Here is a 14,863-nt window from a genome sequence, read left to right on the forward strand (position 1 = left end):
CCTGCTTGGTGGCTAAGCTCGCGCCGCAATTATCCATTTAGTTAATTGTGTGAATGCAAGGCACTTTTGCCATCAACAGAGGAGACGAGGATGAAGAGGGTGATTTTTCTGGCCGGCATGGCCACTGCCATTGCACTGCCCGCAGCGGCGCAGTCGTCGGTCAGCCTGTTTGGCGTGGTCGATGCCACCGCGCAGCGCGCCAGCCAGGGCGGCGCTTCGGTGAACCGCTTGCTGGGCACGGGCGGCAACCAGATCAGCCGCCTGGGCTTTCGCGGCACCGAAGACCTGGGCGGCGGCTGGTCTGCCGGCTTTGTGCTGGACATGGGGCTGAATGTGGACACCGGCACGGGCGGCGCCATCTCGGCCAACAACCAGACGGTGGCGGCCACGGGCGGTGCGCTGGTGTTTAACCGGCGCTCTACCGTCAGCCTGGCGCACACCTCGCTGGGCGAGTTGCGCCTGGGGCGGGACTTCACGCCGACCTACTGGAACCTGACCTTCTTCGATCCCTTTGGCACCGCCGGCGCGGGCTCGGCGGCCAACATCATCCAGGGCAATCTGTCGCAGGTGTCGACCGTGCAGACGGCGCTGCGCGCCTCCAACTCCATCGGCTACGTTCTGCCCCGGCTGGGCGGCTTCTACGGGCAGGCGATGGTGGCCATGGGGGAAAACGGCTCGGCCGCAGCCAATGGCACCAAGCGCGATGGCAACTACGCGGGCTTTCGCGCCGGCTATGCCGCGGGCGCGTTGGATGTGGCGCTGTCGCATGGCAAGACCTCGCTGTTCTCGGGCGACGTATCCACCACCAACGCAGCTGCGTCCTACAACCTGGGCTTCATCAAACCCATGGCGCAGATCTTTCAGGACCGCAAGGACAAGATCGCCGCGCCCAACCGCTCGTCCGGCTTCCTGCTGGGCGCCACGGTGCCGCTGGGCGCGGGCTACATCCCGCTGGCCTACAGCCGCATCCACAACAACGCGGCGACCGAACGCCAGGCCACGCAACTGGCCGTGGGCTATGTCTACAACTTGTCAAAGCGCACGGCGGTCTACAGCACGCTTTCGCACATCCGCAACCGCAATGGCGCGGCGGTTTCGGGCGGCGGCGTGGCCGGGGTGGCCAACGCCGGCTGGAGCGGGTTGGACCTGGGCATCCGCCACAGCTTCTGATCAAGGTCTTTCCGATGTCCGGGCAAGCATGCCGCCTAATGCAAAACCATTTATCAGAGCCCAGGCGGTACCTGGGCCATTGGCTTGCCCACAAATTTAGGCAAACCTGAAATGCTGGCATGGCCCGCGCACTGGAGCGCCGCGCCGCTTCCCGCGCGCCCAGGCACGCGCCTCTTTCTGCAACCGGCAAACGGCTACTTGCAGGCATAGCTTCCCGTGGCGTTGATCGCACCGCTGCCGCTGTAAGTTGGCTTCTGCGGATACGGGCAAAGCAGCTGGCTCGCGCTCGCGTCGGCCGACTTGATGGTGAGCGATGCGGGCGCCGTGCCTTTCTCCACCCAGTCCGTCATCGCCGCATACAGCTGGCCTGTGGCCGGCAGGGGCACTGAATTGACGGTCGCCGCCGGCCCGGCCGTTCCGCTTTGCGACCCGATCCCGCCGCAATGCCCCATTGCGGGGATCAAGAAGAGCCGGTTGTACTGCTGCGTGCTGGCAAAGCCGCCGTCGAGGTTGGCGACCCGCGTGTAGTAGTTGATCGATCCCTGCGGGAAGATCAGGCCGTCGCTCAGCCCGTGGTAGTGCAGGATCTTTGCCTTCGACTGCTTGACCCCGCTCAGGTCTGCGTTGTCTGTGTTGATGTTGCCGAAGAAGGGCTGCAGCTTGATGCCTTGATCGAACGCGTTCGCCAACGCGCCATACGAGAGATTCATCCATCCGTTGGCACCGTTGCCAGTGGCATTGGTGAAGAACGGCCCCGCCAGGGTCGATTTTTGCAGCTCGAGCGCAACCTGGTCGCTGGCAATGGGGAACGCGGCGGGCCCGGCGAGGGACAAGGTGTTCGTGCCCCGTGTGAGCCCGAACCAGAGTTGGTTGCCAGTGGGAAACGCGTTGAACCCGTTATTGGCCGCTGGCTCTGGCGCAGAGCCGTCGGAGGTCTGGCCGAACCAATACTTGTTGTACGCCCGCGCCAGGGCAGGGCTCACGCATGCAGCGGTCGCATTCGTTCCGGTGACCCCATTGCCCGTCGTTCCTGCGCAAAGGACGGACGCGTCCTTGGTGGGGTCGTACGCGCACGCGGAGGGATCCTGCACGTAGCCCAGATGCTGGCCGCCGACGACGTCGCATGCGCTGACGGCCGATCCGCTGACCAACGCGTCTTGCGCAGCGGTCGGCCCGACCCCATCCAGATCGCGTTGGTTGACGATCTGCGGGTACAACTCTGCGGTGATGAACTTGCTCCAGTTGAAGGCTGGCGCGCCGACCAGGTAGCCGTCGTAGTCCGTGGGATGGTTCTGGATCTCCTTGTAGCCTTGGCGGCCACCGGTCGAGCAGCCATCCCAATACGCATATTTCTGCGGCTGGAGATAGTAGGCTTGGACCAGTGCCTTGGTCTTGACGGCCTGCTCGTGGAGCGCTCGCTCCGAGAAGTCCTGCCAGAGCGTCGAGTTGATGGTTCCGTCGGGGTTCATGGCGAAAGACGCATCGAGAGCGGGGATGCTCCCCGCGTGGCCGTCGTCACTGCTGGAGACGGCCGAGCCTTCTGTCCCCGCCAGTCCGGGTGCGGCTCCTGACCCGCCATCGATGCGGGTGATGTCTCCTTGAACGCCCCCGGCCCAGCCGCCGTTGCCCAAGTTGTGGATGCGTTCATTCCAGTTGGCGGCTGTCGGAAGCCACACCTCGATCCCGATGCCCGGCGACGTGGAAGGCGCACTGGCGGGTCCGGGGTTGCCTGGGCCGACGTTCAGCTTGACGAGGCACAAGTCGTTTGCGGCCGTCGGCGGTGCTGGCGAAGCCGGCGTTCCCGAGAGTGCAAGCGGATCGCCTTTCTTGAACGCCTTGACAAGCAAGACGGTCGTGTTCGCATCGGGTTTGAACGCGGTCTTCATCGAGTCGTCGCACGCCAGCGCAGTCTGCGCCGGCGCCGGAGCGGGCGAGCCATCTCCACCTCCGCAGGCAGAGAGCGCCGAAACGGCGGCGAGCGAGAACAAGAGCGAGAGGCGGACGCGTGCTGCGTCTGCATCACGCACATTTGCGGTTGTCATCGGTGATCTCCGGAGGGGGCGAAGGACGTTTCGTCGTGGGACGCTGGGCTGGAGCGCGGTGGGTGCCAACTCCTGGAAGGCGAATGCACAATAGTGCATCATCAACCCGATTTAACTAGGTGAAACCCTAGTATTAAATGAACTTTAGTTCATGTTTATGCGGGCGCCCACGTGCTTTCGTACGCCCTGGCCCGGGAAGACGGCCCCCTTGGTCCCCCGGGCCGGGTCAGCAAAGCGCTATCGCCCCATATCGGAAAACCGACAACCAGGCTTTACGGCCAAGCGGGGCCGCTACTGCTGCTGGGCAATGCCAGCAGCCTTCACCAACTGCGCATTGCTCTGTATCTCTTGCTGGATGTAGCTGTCGAACTGCTCGGGCGGCAGCGTCCAGGCCTCGGCGCCCAGGCGGGCAAAGCGCTCTTTCACCTCGGGCGTGGCCAGCGCTTTCTCGACCTCGTCGTGCAGGCGCTTGACGATGTCGCGCGGCGTCTTGCCCGGCACCATCATGCCGATCCAGAAGTTGAACTCAGAGCCCGGCACGCCAGCCTCGGTGGTGGTGGGCACGTCGGGCAGCGCGGCCGAGCGCCGGGGCGAGCCCACGGCCAGGGCCAGCAACTGGCCCTCCTTGATCTGGCCGATCACCGGCGCCACCGGCGAGAAGTAGTAGTCGACCCGGCCCGCCAGCACTTCGTTCACGGCCTCGGCCGATCCCTTGAAGGGGATGTTGGTGGCGTCTATCTGTGCGGCCATCTTGAACTTCTCGGCGTTCAGATGGGTGGCGCTGCCCTGGCCGGCCGATGCGAAGTTGAGGCTGCCCGGCTTGGCGCGCGCCGTGGCCAGCAGCTCCTGCAATGTCCTGATGTTCTTCGCGGGCGAGATCACCAGCGCATTGGGCAGTGAAGAGATCGGCGTGACGCCGGCAAAGTCGCGCGTGGTGTCGTAGGGCAGCTTGGCGAAGGTGGACGGGTTCACCGTGTGCGAGGACGACTGGATCATCACCGTGTAGCCATCTGCCGGCGCGGCGGCCACGGCGGCCGCGCCTATGGTGCCGCTGGCGCCGCCGCGGTTGTCTATCACCAGCGTCTGGCCCATGCTCTGCCCCATCTTGTCGGCGATGGCGCGCGCAATGATGTCGGTGGTGCTGCCGCCACTGAAGGGCACGATCACGCGGATCGGCTTGTTCGGGTAACTGCCTTGCGCCAGGGCGGCAAAGGGCAGGGCGGCGCTGCCCGCAAGGGCTGCGGCCAGCAGGGCGCGCGCGCAGTGTGAGTGGATGTTCATCTTGTCTCCTGTGGTTGGACGCGTGTGAAAGCGGCACACGAGCAGACAAGGGAGATCGCCCTGGCGGGCGCATCCATCTGTCCGCTCAATTAACTCTTTGGTTAATTGGGCGGATTCTAGGAACGCGGCGTGGGCCGCGTCAATTGGGCAGGCCCTAGGTTCTTAGTGCGTAGCCCAGCACCACGTCACACATATGGGCCAGGCGCTCGCGGCGCGCCTTGGGGCTCATCAGGTCGCGCGCGAAGATGGCCGACAGCGTGTAGCGGTTGGAGAGGTAGAAGTAGGCCATGCCGGCAATCGAGACATAGAGCTGCATCGGGTCTATGCCGCCGCGGAACGAGCCATCCTGCCGGCCGCGCTCCAGGATGTTGCCCAGGGTTTCGACCAGGGGCGAGTTCACGTCCTGGGCGCGCTGCGACTTGGCCAGGTGCCGGCCCTGGTGCAGGTTTTCGCTGTTGAGGAAGGTCAGGAACTCGGGGTGGGCGATGTAGTAGTCCCAGGTGAATTCCGTCAGCCGCTGCAGCGCCTGCGCGGGCGGCATGTCCTGCAGGTGCAGTTGCTGCTCGGCCGCGCGGATCTGCGCATATGAGGCCTCCAGCACCGCCAGGAACAAATCATCCTTGCTGCCGAAGTAGTAGTAGATCAGCCGCTTGTTCAGGCCCGCCTGCTCGGCGATGCGGTCTACCCGCGCACCGGCCAGGCCGTGCTGCGCGAACTCGGCCGTGGCCGCGTCGAGGATGGCCTGCTGCGATCGCTCGGCGTCGCGCGAGCGCGGGCCGGGGGTGGTGTCATCGGGTATTTCCATGCCCGTAGTTAACCATATGACGAATAGCGCCGGCCCAGCCTCAGGATGCGGCTGTCAGCGCCCGCAGGCCCGCCACGGTGCGCAGGCAGGCATTGGCCACCTCGGCACCCTTCACGCGGAAGTGGGCGCGGAAGAAATCGCGGTGCTCCGAATGCTCGTGGAAGTGGTGCGGCGTGAGCACAGCAGAGAACACCGGCACGCCGGTGTCGAGCTGCACGCGCATCAGGCCGTCGATGACGGCGGTGGCGACGAAGTCGTGGCGGTAGATGCCGCCATCCACCACCAGCGCGCAGGCCACGATGGCGTCGTAGCGGCCGGTGCGGGCCAGGGCCTGGGCGTGCAGCGGGATCTCGAACGCGCCGGGCACGCTGAAGATGTCGATGGCGCTGGCCGGCACGCCTTGGCGCGCGGTCTCGGCCAGGAAGGCGTCGCGCGCGCAGTCGACGATGTCGGTATGCCAGCCGGCCTGCACATAGGCAATGCGCGGCGCAGGCGAGAGGCGGGGGGACGATGCGGAGGATTGGTCAGACTGACTCATGGAATTGCCCGTTGGCTTGCTGTGTATCGGGTGGACCAGAAAGTCAGGGCGTACGCGGGCCGGCACAGCCGGGGCGCGAGCCATTGGCCCGCGCCCTGGCCGGGCGGCGCGCGTTCTCTTTCATCCGGACTATGACCGTCGGCCCCGGGATCACACCGGGTCTGCTGACCCGGCCACCCTGGCGGGCGGCCGGCGCTCGCGGGCTTGTGCGGGTTTGATCCCGCCATCACCGCCGGTAGGGAATTTCACCCTGCCCTGAGAACGCTTGTGCCTCGATGGAATGTCGAGGCGGACGGATTGTAGGCCTTGCTTTGCAATCCTGCAGGGCAACACAATTCACCCATGGCAAAGCAATACTGGCTGATGAAATCCGAGCCCGAAGAGTGCTCTATCGACGACGCGCTGGCCGCGCCCGAGCGCACCGTGCCCTGGATCGGCGTGCGCAATTACCAGGCGCGCAACTTCATGCGCGACGGCATGCGGGTGGGCGACGGCGTGCTGTTCTATCACTCGAGTTGCGCCGAGCCGGGCATTGCCGGCCTGGCGCGCGTGGCCTCGGCCAGCAAGACCGATCCGACCCAGTTCGACGCCGCATCGCCTTACTTCGACGCGGCCGCCAAGCTTGACGCGCCGCGCTGGCAATTGGTCGATGTGCAGGCCCTGCGCAAGACACGCCTGCTGGCCTTGCCCGAGCTGCGCGCCCAACCGGCGCTGGCCGACATGCAGTTGCTGCGCAAGGGCAATCGCCTGTCGATCACGCCGGTGACCGAGGCGCAATGGCAGGCGATCCAGGCGCTGATTGGCTAGACATAATTCCAGGTTGGCCCCCGTTCCACATCCATACCCAAGAGACCCCCATGACCCGTCAGCTTGCCGGACACCTGATCGTTGAATGCCTTGCCGCACAAGGCACCACCCACGTCTTTGGCGTGCCGGGCGAAAGCTACTTGGCGGTGCTCGATGGCTTCCACACCTACCAGGACCGCATCCGCTTTGTCACCTGCCGGCAAGAGGGCGGCGCGGCCTTCATGGCCGAAGCCCACGGCAAGCTCACCAACCGGCCGGGCGTGTGCTTTGTCACGCGCGGGCCGGGGGCGACCAATGCCTCCATCGGCGTGCATTCGGCGTTCCAGGATTCGACGCCGATGGTGCTGTTCATTGGCGACGTGGGCAGCGATTTTCGTGATCGCGAAGCCTTCCAGGAGGTGGATTTCCAGAGCTTCTTCGGCCCCAGCACCAAGGGCATGGCCAAACGCGTGGAGCGCATTGACGACGCCTCGCGCATCCCCGAGTACATCGCCCGCGCCTTCGCCACCGCCATGGCCGGCCGCCCCGGCCCGGTGGTGCTGGTGCTGCCCGAAGACATGCTGCGCGAGACGGTGGATGCCCTGCCGCTGCCACGCGTGGAAGCGGTGCACGCTGGTGCCGATGCCGGCTCTATCGCCCGCCTGCGCGAGCTGCTGCTGCAGGCCCGGCGCCCCTTTGTCATCGCCGGTGGCCCGGGCTGGACGCCGGCCGCCGCGCAAGACCTGGAGCGCTTTGCCGAGGCCTGGCAACTGCCGGTGGGCAATGCCTTTCGCTTCCAGGACACCTTTGACAACCACCACGCGCTGTATGCGGGCGACGTGGGCATTGGCATCAACCCGGCGCTGGCCCAGCGCGTGCGCGATGCTGATCTGATCCTGGCGCTGGGCCCGCGCCTGGGCGAGATGACCACCGGCGGCTACACCTTGCTGGCCGCGCCGCGCCCGGTGCAGACGCTGGTGCATGCGCACGCTGGCGCCGATGAGTTGAACCGCGTCTACCAGGCCGACCTGGCGATCAACGCCAGCCCCGCGCCGCTGGCCGCCGCGCTGGCTGCGCTGGCGCCACCCAAGACCGTGCCCTGGGCCGACTGGACACGCGCCGCTGCTGCCGATTACCTGGGCAACCTGCAGCCGCAGAAGCTGCCGGGCGACATCGACATGCCGGCCATCGTCGCCACGCTGCAAAAGCATTTGCCCACCGATGCGGTGCTGACCAATGGCGCCGGCAACTTCGCCAGCTGGGTGCACCGCTTCTTCCGCCACCACGGCATTGCCAAGGGGCACAAGACGCAACTCGCGCCCACATCAGGCGCCATGGGCTATGGCGTGCCGGCGGGCATTGGCGCCAGCATTGCCACCGGCCGCACCGCCTTCACGATTGCCGGCGATGGCGACTTTCTGATGAACGGGCAAGAGCTGGCCACCGCCGTGCAGCACGGCGGCAAAAGCATCATCGTGCTGCTGGACAACGGCATGTTCGGCACCATCCGCATGCACCAGGAGCGCGAGTACCCGACCCACGTCGGCGGCAACAGCGGCACGCGCCTGCACAACCCCGACTTCTGCCTGCTGGCCCAGGCCTACGGCTACGCGGCCGAGAAGGTGGTGCGCACGGAAGAGTTCGAGCCCGCGCTGCTGCGTGCGCTGGCGCGCGACACCGGCACGCTGATCCTGGTGCCGCTGGACCCAGAGGTGATCACCACGCGCGGCACGCTCAGCGCCATCACGCAGAAGGCGCTGGTGCAGGTCGGTCATCCATAAAAAGATAGCTATATGCCCAGGCCGTTCCTGCATTTCAGATAGTTTTGTATCTGAAATCAAGGTGCTGCCTGGGCTATATGCTATCTATTTAGTAGTGCGCTGCAGAGGCATCAGTCCAGCACCACATACACCCGGCCTTCTTCGATCTTCACCGGGTAGGTCCGCAGGTCTTCGGTGAGCGGCGCGCACAGCGCCTTGCCGCTGCGTATGTCGAAGCGCCCCTGGTGCAGCGGGCATTCGATCTCATGGCCCTCCAGAAAGCCGTCGCACAGACGGGCGCGGCCGTGGGTGCAGGTGTTGGCAGTAGCCCAGACTTCATCGCCCAGGCGGTAGAAGGCGATGTCGTGGCCGCCCTCGAAGTCCAGTGCCATCACTTCGTCGGGAAACAGCTCGTCTAGCGCGGCGGCATCGGTCCAGGTCAGTGTGCTCATGGGCGGCTTTTAGATGGGGTAAATGATGGAGTTGGGCACTAACTCGGTGTCGTAAACGCACAGCCGGCTGGAGAATTTCAGACCCTCCGCCGTGCGCACTACGGTGTCGATATAGCGGCCCACGTTGAACACGGTAGAGGGCTGGTCGAGCTTGGTGCGGAACACCGCGTAGTTGGCCTCGCTGTGGATGGCGCCATCCGCGTCTACCGCGCGCACCACCGGCAGCCCGACCACGTGGCGCTGGTAGTAGGGGTCGTGGAACAGCGTCTCGCGGATGCCGTAGACGCGGTCTTCCAGCATGCCGCGGCTCTCAAAAGACAAGGTCGCCAGCGGCAGGCCGCGCTCGTGGTTCTCGCGCGGCTGCAGCCGGTAGCTGCACTGCTCGGTGAAGAAGGCCGGCCACAGGTCCCAATTGCCGGAATCGACGGCGTGGGCGTAGTCGGCGTAGAGCTGCGCCAGCTCCAGGTAAGCGTTGGCGTCGAGCTTCATGCTTCCATCACCTGGCGCCAGTAGCGGTACATGCCGCGAATCAAGGTCTCGGTCACCATGTGGTCGGTATCGCCCACCTCGCGCCCGCCCAGCTCGGCCAGCGTGCGGTGGTAGGGCTTGCTCTCAAAGCTCTGCTGCGAGAACTCGATCACCTCGCCATCATCAGCCGACACAAAGCCCGCCGGCCCAAACAGATTGGCCTGGCGCAGGCGGCGCTGCTGCATCTCTTCGCTGTCGTCCTCAAAGCCAAAGTGCGTCCACACAAAATCGAAAGCGCCGTGGCCCACCGGCTGGATGTGGCGGGTCGAGACGCTGTTGACTTGCTGCTGCAGCACGACGCTGGGGAACAGCGTCATCATCACCGCCGTCGGGCCGTTCCACCAAGGCTCAGGAACGATGTCCAGAAAGCGCGGGTCCTTCAGCTGCATGCTCTCCTTGAAGCTCGACACCTGCGTGACCTGCGATGCTTTGCCGGCCTGGCCGCGCGTGGAAATCATGGCGGCGTGGCGGCCGTGCGCGTCCATCTTCAGCTCGGATTTGTTGTCCGCGCGCCAAAGCCCGAAGGTGACGAACCAGGTGTGCAGCAGGCCCGGGTGGTACGGGTCCTTGATGTTCTCTTGCATCAGCTTCCAGTTGCCTGGAATGCGCTGGCGGTTGTAGCCCAGGATCTTCAGCTTGCGGCCGTTGAAGAGCCGGTCGAAGTAGCCCAGGATGGCCGGTCCCATGAAGTCTTCCAGCGGCTCCACGTCATGGTCGAAAGACGCAAACACCACGCCGCCGCGCACGGCCACCTTGAGCTTGTTCAGGCCATGCTCGGCGGTATTGAAGTCCGCCGGCATGCCGCCGTTGACCTTGCCGTCTTGCTTCACGCCACGGCGAAAAGGCACGCCTTGCAGGTCGCCCTCCAGCGTGTAGCTCCACTGGTGGTAGGGGCAGACAAACTGCTTGCTGTTGCCCTGCCGCTCGCGGCAAAAGCGCATGCCGCGATGCGCGCAGACGTTCTCCACCACGTGCACCGCGCCATCGGCGGCGCGCGTCATGATCACCGAGCGCTCGCCCACCACGCTGCGCTTGAAGTCGCCCGGCTGCGGTATCTCGGCCTCCAGGCCCACGTAGCACCAGTGCGCGCGGTAGAAGAAGCGCTCCAGCTCGCGCTGGTGCTGCTCTGGGCCGGTATAGGCCATGAAGGGGATGCGGCTGGTGTTCTCGTCTTCCCAGCGCAGGGCCGTGGGGAACACGGCGATTGGGTCGGTCATGGGGCTTGTCTCTTGTTGTTGCTGTCCCATGATGCGCAGCCCCGCCGCATTGGCCAATAGAATTTCGTGAATTGGCTATATCACTGCAGTGAATAATGCAGACCACACCTTGCCTGTCGGCTTTGCCGGCCCATGCCCAGGGCGGCGCTGCAAATCCCCGCCACGTCTGGGCTAGGAGTTGGGCGCCACAGTACCTCGCAGGCGCGAGGCAAGCACGGCGTCGTGCAATAGACCGCTAGACAGCGCGAAGTGGGCGAAGCGCGTCAGGATGCTGCGCCCTGCATCGCGCCTCAAGGGGATGCCGAGCGCGAAATGTTCCAGGCCCCATGCACCGGCAAGCACTTTCGAGCCTGGTACCTTGTCCGCCACCTCAAACAGAATGGCCTTGTTGGTGGCAAACCCATCAAGCTCCTTCCTGTCCAGCATGTCCGCAGCCTGTTGCAAGGTGGGCACGGGAATCAGGCGGGCAGATGGGTAAACCTTGGCCAACTCCGCCCCGGTCGTGCTCCCCACGTTGATCCCGATGCGAGCCGGCACGCCCCTTAGTGATTCCAGACTCGGATAGGCCGATCCTGGCGGCACCAGCACACTTTTCTCCACGTCCAGCAGGCGCGGGGAGAAATCCATGGCCCGGGCCCTGTCGGCCGTTGCATTCGTGAAAACCAGGTCCAGCCGGCCGTGCTCCAGCGCCGCCAATACCTCGGCATTCTTCGGGAACACGACTGGATCGAACGGGACGCCGAGATATTCGGCAAACGCACGTCCCATCAAGAAGCCCACGCCCCGTTCGGCGTCGGTGTCTGGAAGATAGGAAGAAGGACTGCCCCGATATACGCCAACCCGCAACACGCCAGTAGGGGCGAGCGCCAGGCGTACTGCTTCGGTCAGGCCTGGCTGGACGGCAACTTTCTGCAAGATGGTCATTTTATCACTCTGTCCTGATATTCATGCTCTTGACAAATGGAACCCACCGGGCATATTCGCTGCGCGTGTAGTTCACGGTTGATTCCGGCGTTTGCTGCGTGACTGGCAACATCCCCTGTTCTTCAAGCCGATGCAGGACGCCTGGATCTTTCAAGGCTTTGTCGATTGCCTTGAAAATGGCATCGGTGATTTTCTTTGGCGTGTTTTTGGGCGCGAAAAGGCAGTTCCATGAATAGGCATCGAATTTCGGGAATCCCGCTTCAGAAACTGTTGGCACATTCGGCAAGGCTTTCAGGCGCTTGGGGGAAACGGATGCCAGCGCTATAAGCTTGCCCTGCTTGACGTGCTCCAAAACTGTCGTTGGCGACGTGAAGAGAATTGAAATGTTGCCGGCAAGCAGATCGACAACCGCCTGGGATACACCTTTATATGGGACATGGGTTGCCTGCGTTCCTGTCTGCTCCAGGAACAGGGCCAGCGCGATGTGGCTGGAAGTGCCATTGCCCGCAGATCCATAGTTGAACTTGTTCGGATTTGCCTTCATCAAGGCCACCAGACCATTCAAGTCATGCACGCCCAGCGACGGAGAAACCACAATGGCGCCCGGCACGATGGTGGTGATCGCAACCGGAATCAGATCAGTCAGCGGGTCGTAGCCCAGGTTGGAATAAACCGCGGCATTCAGCGCAAACGTAGAGAGTGATCCCGCTAGCAGGGTGTAGCCGTCCGGCGGCGCCTTTGCCACCATATTGCTGCCGATATTTCCTCCGGCGCCGGGCCGGTTATCAACGATGAAGCTCCCACCTAGCTCATGCTGCAGGCTCTGCGAAAATAATCGAGTGATGAAATCCGTCGTGCCACCCGCCGCATAGGGCGCGACGATGCGCACCGGCCGGTCCGGATACCCCGCTGCAATGGCGGATTGCATCGAGAAGGGCATGGTCGATACGACTGCCACTAAAGCTGATATAAAGTTGCGCCTATTCGTTTTCATATTGGTCTCCATTTATTTAAAATTAGCGAAGGTGGTCCGATGGCAATAGGATGGATTTGTTTACTTGGGCGATGCTCGTAATGCCCAGGGATGCCATGTTTCTTCGCACCTCTTCTTTCAGGAGCGAGACGCAATGCCTGACGCCGGCTTCGCCAGCCACGGCAGCTGCATAGATGAACGGTCGGCCCACAAATACAAAATTCGCACCAAGCGCCAATGCCTTAAGCACATCGCCGCCCCGCCGAATGCCGCCGTCGTAGATAACGGCCATTGCCCCCGAGGCTGCCGCGACGGATTCAAGAACCTTCAACGGCGCCACCGCGCCGTCGAGCTGCCGGCCGCCGTGATTCGAGACAACGATGGCGTCGACTCCCCGCGCCGCGGCCTTGCGGGCATCCTCCGGGTGCAATATGCCCTTCAGAATCAGGTTGCCGCGCCAAGCCTTGCGCATGAATTCCACATGCTCCCAATTCAAGTTGTCACGATTGAATTGGCGGGTCGCCTGTGTCGAGATAATGGGAACCCCGCGTCCCATTTCTGTGTTTTCGAAGCTGGGTATTCCAGACTTCAGAAGTGTTCTGAAGAATGTATTTATCAGCCAGCGCGGGTGGGTGGCACCTTCATAGGCAAGCCTGAAGCTCGGGCGCAACGGAGTAGAGAAGCCCGCACGGATATTGTTCTCCCGGTTCGCCCGCGCCGCGGTGTCCACGGTAAGCACCAGATTTTCGTATCCTGCTTTTTCCGCGCGGCTGGCCAAGGCCTCTATCATTCCTTTGTCGCCCGGAAGATAGGCTTGAAACCAGGGGTGGCCTTGGCCCGCCTGCAAGACATCTTCCATTGATGTCAGTGATGCTCCGCTCAATACCATGGGTATTTCTTCCGCCGCCGCAGCCTTGGCAAGCACCCTGTCGCCGTCATAGGCGATCAATGCCGAAATACCCATGGGGCCTATTCCGAAGGGCACGCTATAGCGCTTTCCCAATAGCGTCGTTGTGCTTGTGCGCCGGGAAACGTCGGTAAGAACGCGGGGCTGGAACTCATATCCGAGAAATGAGTCCAGATTTCCCTGGCGCGAGCGGTTGTCTTCTACCCCGCCGCACACATAGGCGTAGAGCGGCGTGGGCAGGAGTTTTCGAGCTGCCTCATCAAAATCAGCAAGAGACAGCATGCTTCTCAGGGCCGGGCTGAAATTCCTCGCTGCATCCAGGGGATTCAATTCACGAGGAGCGTCCGAGAGGTTTTGTTTCTTCATTGCCATGGGGTTCAGATGCGGCATTCCACTCCTGGCCGTTACTCATATGACGGCAGGGTCGAAGAAGGCGGGGGTGGCGTTTGGTCGGATTGAAATGCTTTCAATCCGCTGGGTTCATTGAACTTTCGCGCCCGATTTCGTAACGACATCGGTCCACTTGGCGAGATCGCGTTGAAGAAAGTCAGCCATTTCTGCTGGGTTCTTTCGCGTGACGTTGATGCTTAGATTGCCCAACTGCCGCAGCACCTCCGGCTTGACCAGCGCGGCTGCCAACGCCCGCTCAAGCTTTTGCGCCACCGGGGCGGGAAGATTGGCCGGGCCGGCCAGTCCGTACCACGTCACTGCGTCATATCCCGGCAAGCCGCTTTCCGAGACCGTTGGCAATTCAGGCAAGAGGGCTGAACGCGTGCTTCCGGTCGTGGCGAGGAAGCGCAGACGTGGATCCTGCTTCTGCGGCTGGAAGGTGGTGATGCTGCTGATCATCACTTGCACTGTTCCGCCCAGCAGGTCGGTAATGGCCGGAGGGGTGCCCTTGTAGGGAACCATTTCTATCTTTGTCCCGGCCATGCTGTTGAGCATCTCTGAAGCCAGGCGCGTCGGACTGGAACTTGACGCGAAATTCAATCGACCTGGATTTTTCCTGGCGTAGTCGATCAATTCCGCGACCGACCGGGCGGGCACGCTGCTGCTCACGGCGAGAACATTGGCAGCCTCGCCGATCATGCCGATGAGTGTGAAGTCCTTGTCGGGCTTCAGCTTGAAATTGGAGTACATGGCCGGATTAATGGTCATGCCGCTCTGCGCAAGCATGAGCGTGTAGCCGTCCGGCGCCGACCGGGCAACCGTTTCCATGGCGATATTCGCATCGGCGCCTGGGCGGTTGTCGACAATGACCGCCTGGCCGAGGCTTGTATTGAGTTCGTGCGCAATGATTCGGGCCAGCACGTCCGAGGGGCCTCCTGCCACGAATCCCACAACGAGTTTTATGGGGCGCGCCGGATAGATGGCTTGCGCATGCAGCGCCAGAGGCATGGTTGCCACGGCAATGAAAATTATATTTATGGCTTTATGCAGGGCGGTTGGTATATTCATTGTTTGTCTCCGTTGATTATTT

At 63.3% G+C, this 14,863-nt stretch carries 14 protein-coding genes and 1 riboswitch; of the genes, 3 read left to right on the plus strand and 11 right to left on the minus strand.

Translation table 11 applies throughout. The features are described 5' to 3' along the window. Nucleotides 1–90 precede the first annotated feature (90 nt). Nucleotides 91–1,170, plus strand: a complete 1,080-nt coding sequence (locus AAFF27_08190; GenBank protein XAH25157.1) for a porin — start codon at nucleotides 91–93, stop codon at nucleotides 1,168–1,170. 194 nt (nucleotides 1,171–1,364) lie between these two features. Here AAFF27_08190 and AAFF27_08195 read toward each other — a convergent pair whose 3' ends face one another. The 4 genes from AAFF27_08195 to AAFF27_08210 all read right to left on the minus strand — a co-directional run bounded on the left by AAFF27_08195 (nucleotide 1,365) and on the right by AAFF27_08210 (nucleotide 5,836). Next, nucleotides 1,365–3,212, minus strand: a complete 1,848-nt coding sequence (locus AAFF27_08195; GenBank protein XAH25158.1) for a tannase/feruloyl esterase family alpha/beta hydrolase — start codon at nucleotides 3,210–3,212, stop codon at nucleotides 1,365–1,367. Nucleotides 3,213–3,503: 291 nt separating this feature from the next. Next, nucleotides 3,504–4,493: a tripartite tricarboxylate transporter substrate binding protein gene (locus tag AAFF27_08200; protein XAH25159.1), complete on the minus strand. Its 990-nt coding sequence runs from the start codon at nucleotides 4,491–4,493 to the stop codon at nucleotides 3,504–3,506. Nucleotides 4,494–4,647: 154 nt separating this feature from the next. After that, complete coding sequence (locus AAFF27_08205; protein XAH25160.1) at nucleotides 4,648–5,298, minus strand: TetR/AcrR family transcriptional regulator; 651 nt, start codon at nucleotides 5,296–5,298, stop codon at nucleotides 4,648–4,650. Between the two features lie 40 nt (nucleotides 5,299–5,338). Further along, entirely contained in the window at nucleotides 5,339–5,836 is a 498-nt protein-coding gene (locus AAFF27_08210) for a 6,7-dimethyl-8-ribityllumazine synthase (GenBank protein ID XAH25161.1), read from the minus strand. Between the two features lie 108 nt (nucleotides 5,837–5,944). Next, nucleotides 5,945–6,103: riboswitch (FMN riboswitch) on the minus strand. 75 nt (nucleotides 6,104–6,178) lie between these two features. Here AAFF27_08210 and AAFF27_08215 point away from each other — a divergent pair. Next, nucleotides 6,179–6,643: an EVE domain-containing protein gene (locus tag AAFF27_08215; protein ID XAH25162.1), complete on the plus strand. Its 465-nt coding sequence runs from the start codon at nucleotides 6,179–6,181 to the stop codon at nucleotides 6,641–6,643. A 50-nt stretch (nucleotides 6,644–6,693) separates the two neighbouring features. Next, entirely contained in the window at nucleotides 6,694–8,403 is a 1,710-nt protein-coding gene (locus AAFF27_08220) for a thiamine pyrophosphate-binding protein (GenBank protein XAH25163.1), read from the plus strand. Between the two features lie 110 nt (nucleotides 8,404–8,513). Here the strand turns inward: AAFF27_08220 and AAFF27_08225 are convergent, their stop codons facing one another. The 7 genes from AAFF27_08225 to AAFF27_08255 all read right to left on the minus strand — a co-directional run bounded on the left by AAFF27_08225 (nucleotide 8,514) and on the right by AAFF27_08255 (nucleotide 14,841). Next, nucleotides 8,514–8,834: a non-heme iron oxygenase ferredoxin subunit gene (locus tag AAFF27_08225; GenBank protein XAH25164.1), complete on the minus strand. Its 321-nt coding sequence runs from the start codon at nucleotides 8,832–8,834 to the stop codon at nucleotides 8,514–8,516. A 9-nt stretch (nucleotides 8,835–8,843) separates the two neighbouring features. Beyond that, nucleotides 8,844–9,323, minus strand: coding sequence for an aromatic-ring-hydroxylating dioxygenase subunit beta (locus AAFF27_08230; GenBank protein XAH25165.1), 480 nt, complete (start codon nucleotides 9,321–9,323; stop codon nucleotides 8,844–8,846). After that, a complete protein-coding gene (locus AAFF27_08235; protein XAH25166.1) occupies nucleotides 9,320–10,579 on the minus strand; it encodes an aromatic ring-hydroxylating dioxygenase subunit alpha in 1,260 nt (419 codons plus the stop codon). Before AAFF27_08235 ends, AAFF27_08230 begins: the two co-directional genes overlap by 4 nt. 171 nt (nucleotides 10,580–10,750) lie before the next feature. Beyond that, nucleotides 10,751–11,503 carry a transporter substrate-binding domain-containing protein gene (locus AAFF27_08240; GenBank protein XAH25167.1) on the minus strand — a complete coding sequence of 251 codons (753 nt, stop codon included), beginning with the start codon at nucleotides 11,501–11,503 and terminating at the stop codon, nucleotides 10,751–10,753. A 4-nt stretch (nucleotides 11,504–11,507) separates the two neighbouring features. After that, entirely contained in the window at nucleotides 11,508–12,431 is a 924-nt protein-coding gene (locus tag AAFF27_08245) for a tripartite tricarboxylate transporter substrate binding protein (protein ID XAH25168.1), read from the minus strand. Between the two features lie 88 nt (nucleotides 12,432–12,519). Then, nucleotides 12,520–13,755 (minus strand): alpha-hydroxy acid oxidase, encoded by a 1,236-nt coding sequence (locus AAFF27_08250; GenBank protein XAH25169.1) that lies wholly within the window; start codon nucleotides 13,753–13,755, stop codon nucleotides 12,520–12,522. Between the two features lie 108 nt (nucleotides 13,756–13,863). Beyond that, complete coding sequence (locus AAFF27_08255; protein XAH25170.1) at nucleotides 13,864–14,841, minus strand: tripartite tricarboxylate transporter substrate binding protein; 978 nt, start codon at nucleotides 14,839–14,841, stop codon at nucleotides 13,864–13,866. Nucleotides 14,842–14,863: the final 22 nt, after the last annotated feature.

This window comes from Xylophilus sp. GW821-FHT01B05, assembly GCA_038961845.1.
GTDB lineage: Bacteria > Pseudomonadota > Gammaproteobacteria > Burkholderiales > Burkholderiaceae_C > Xylophilus.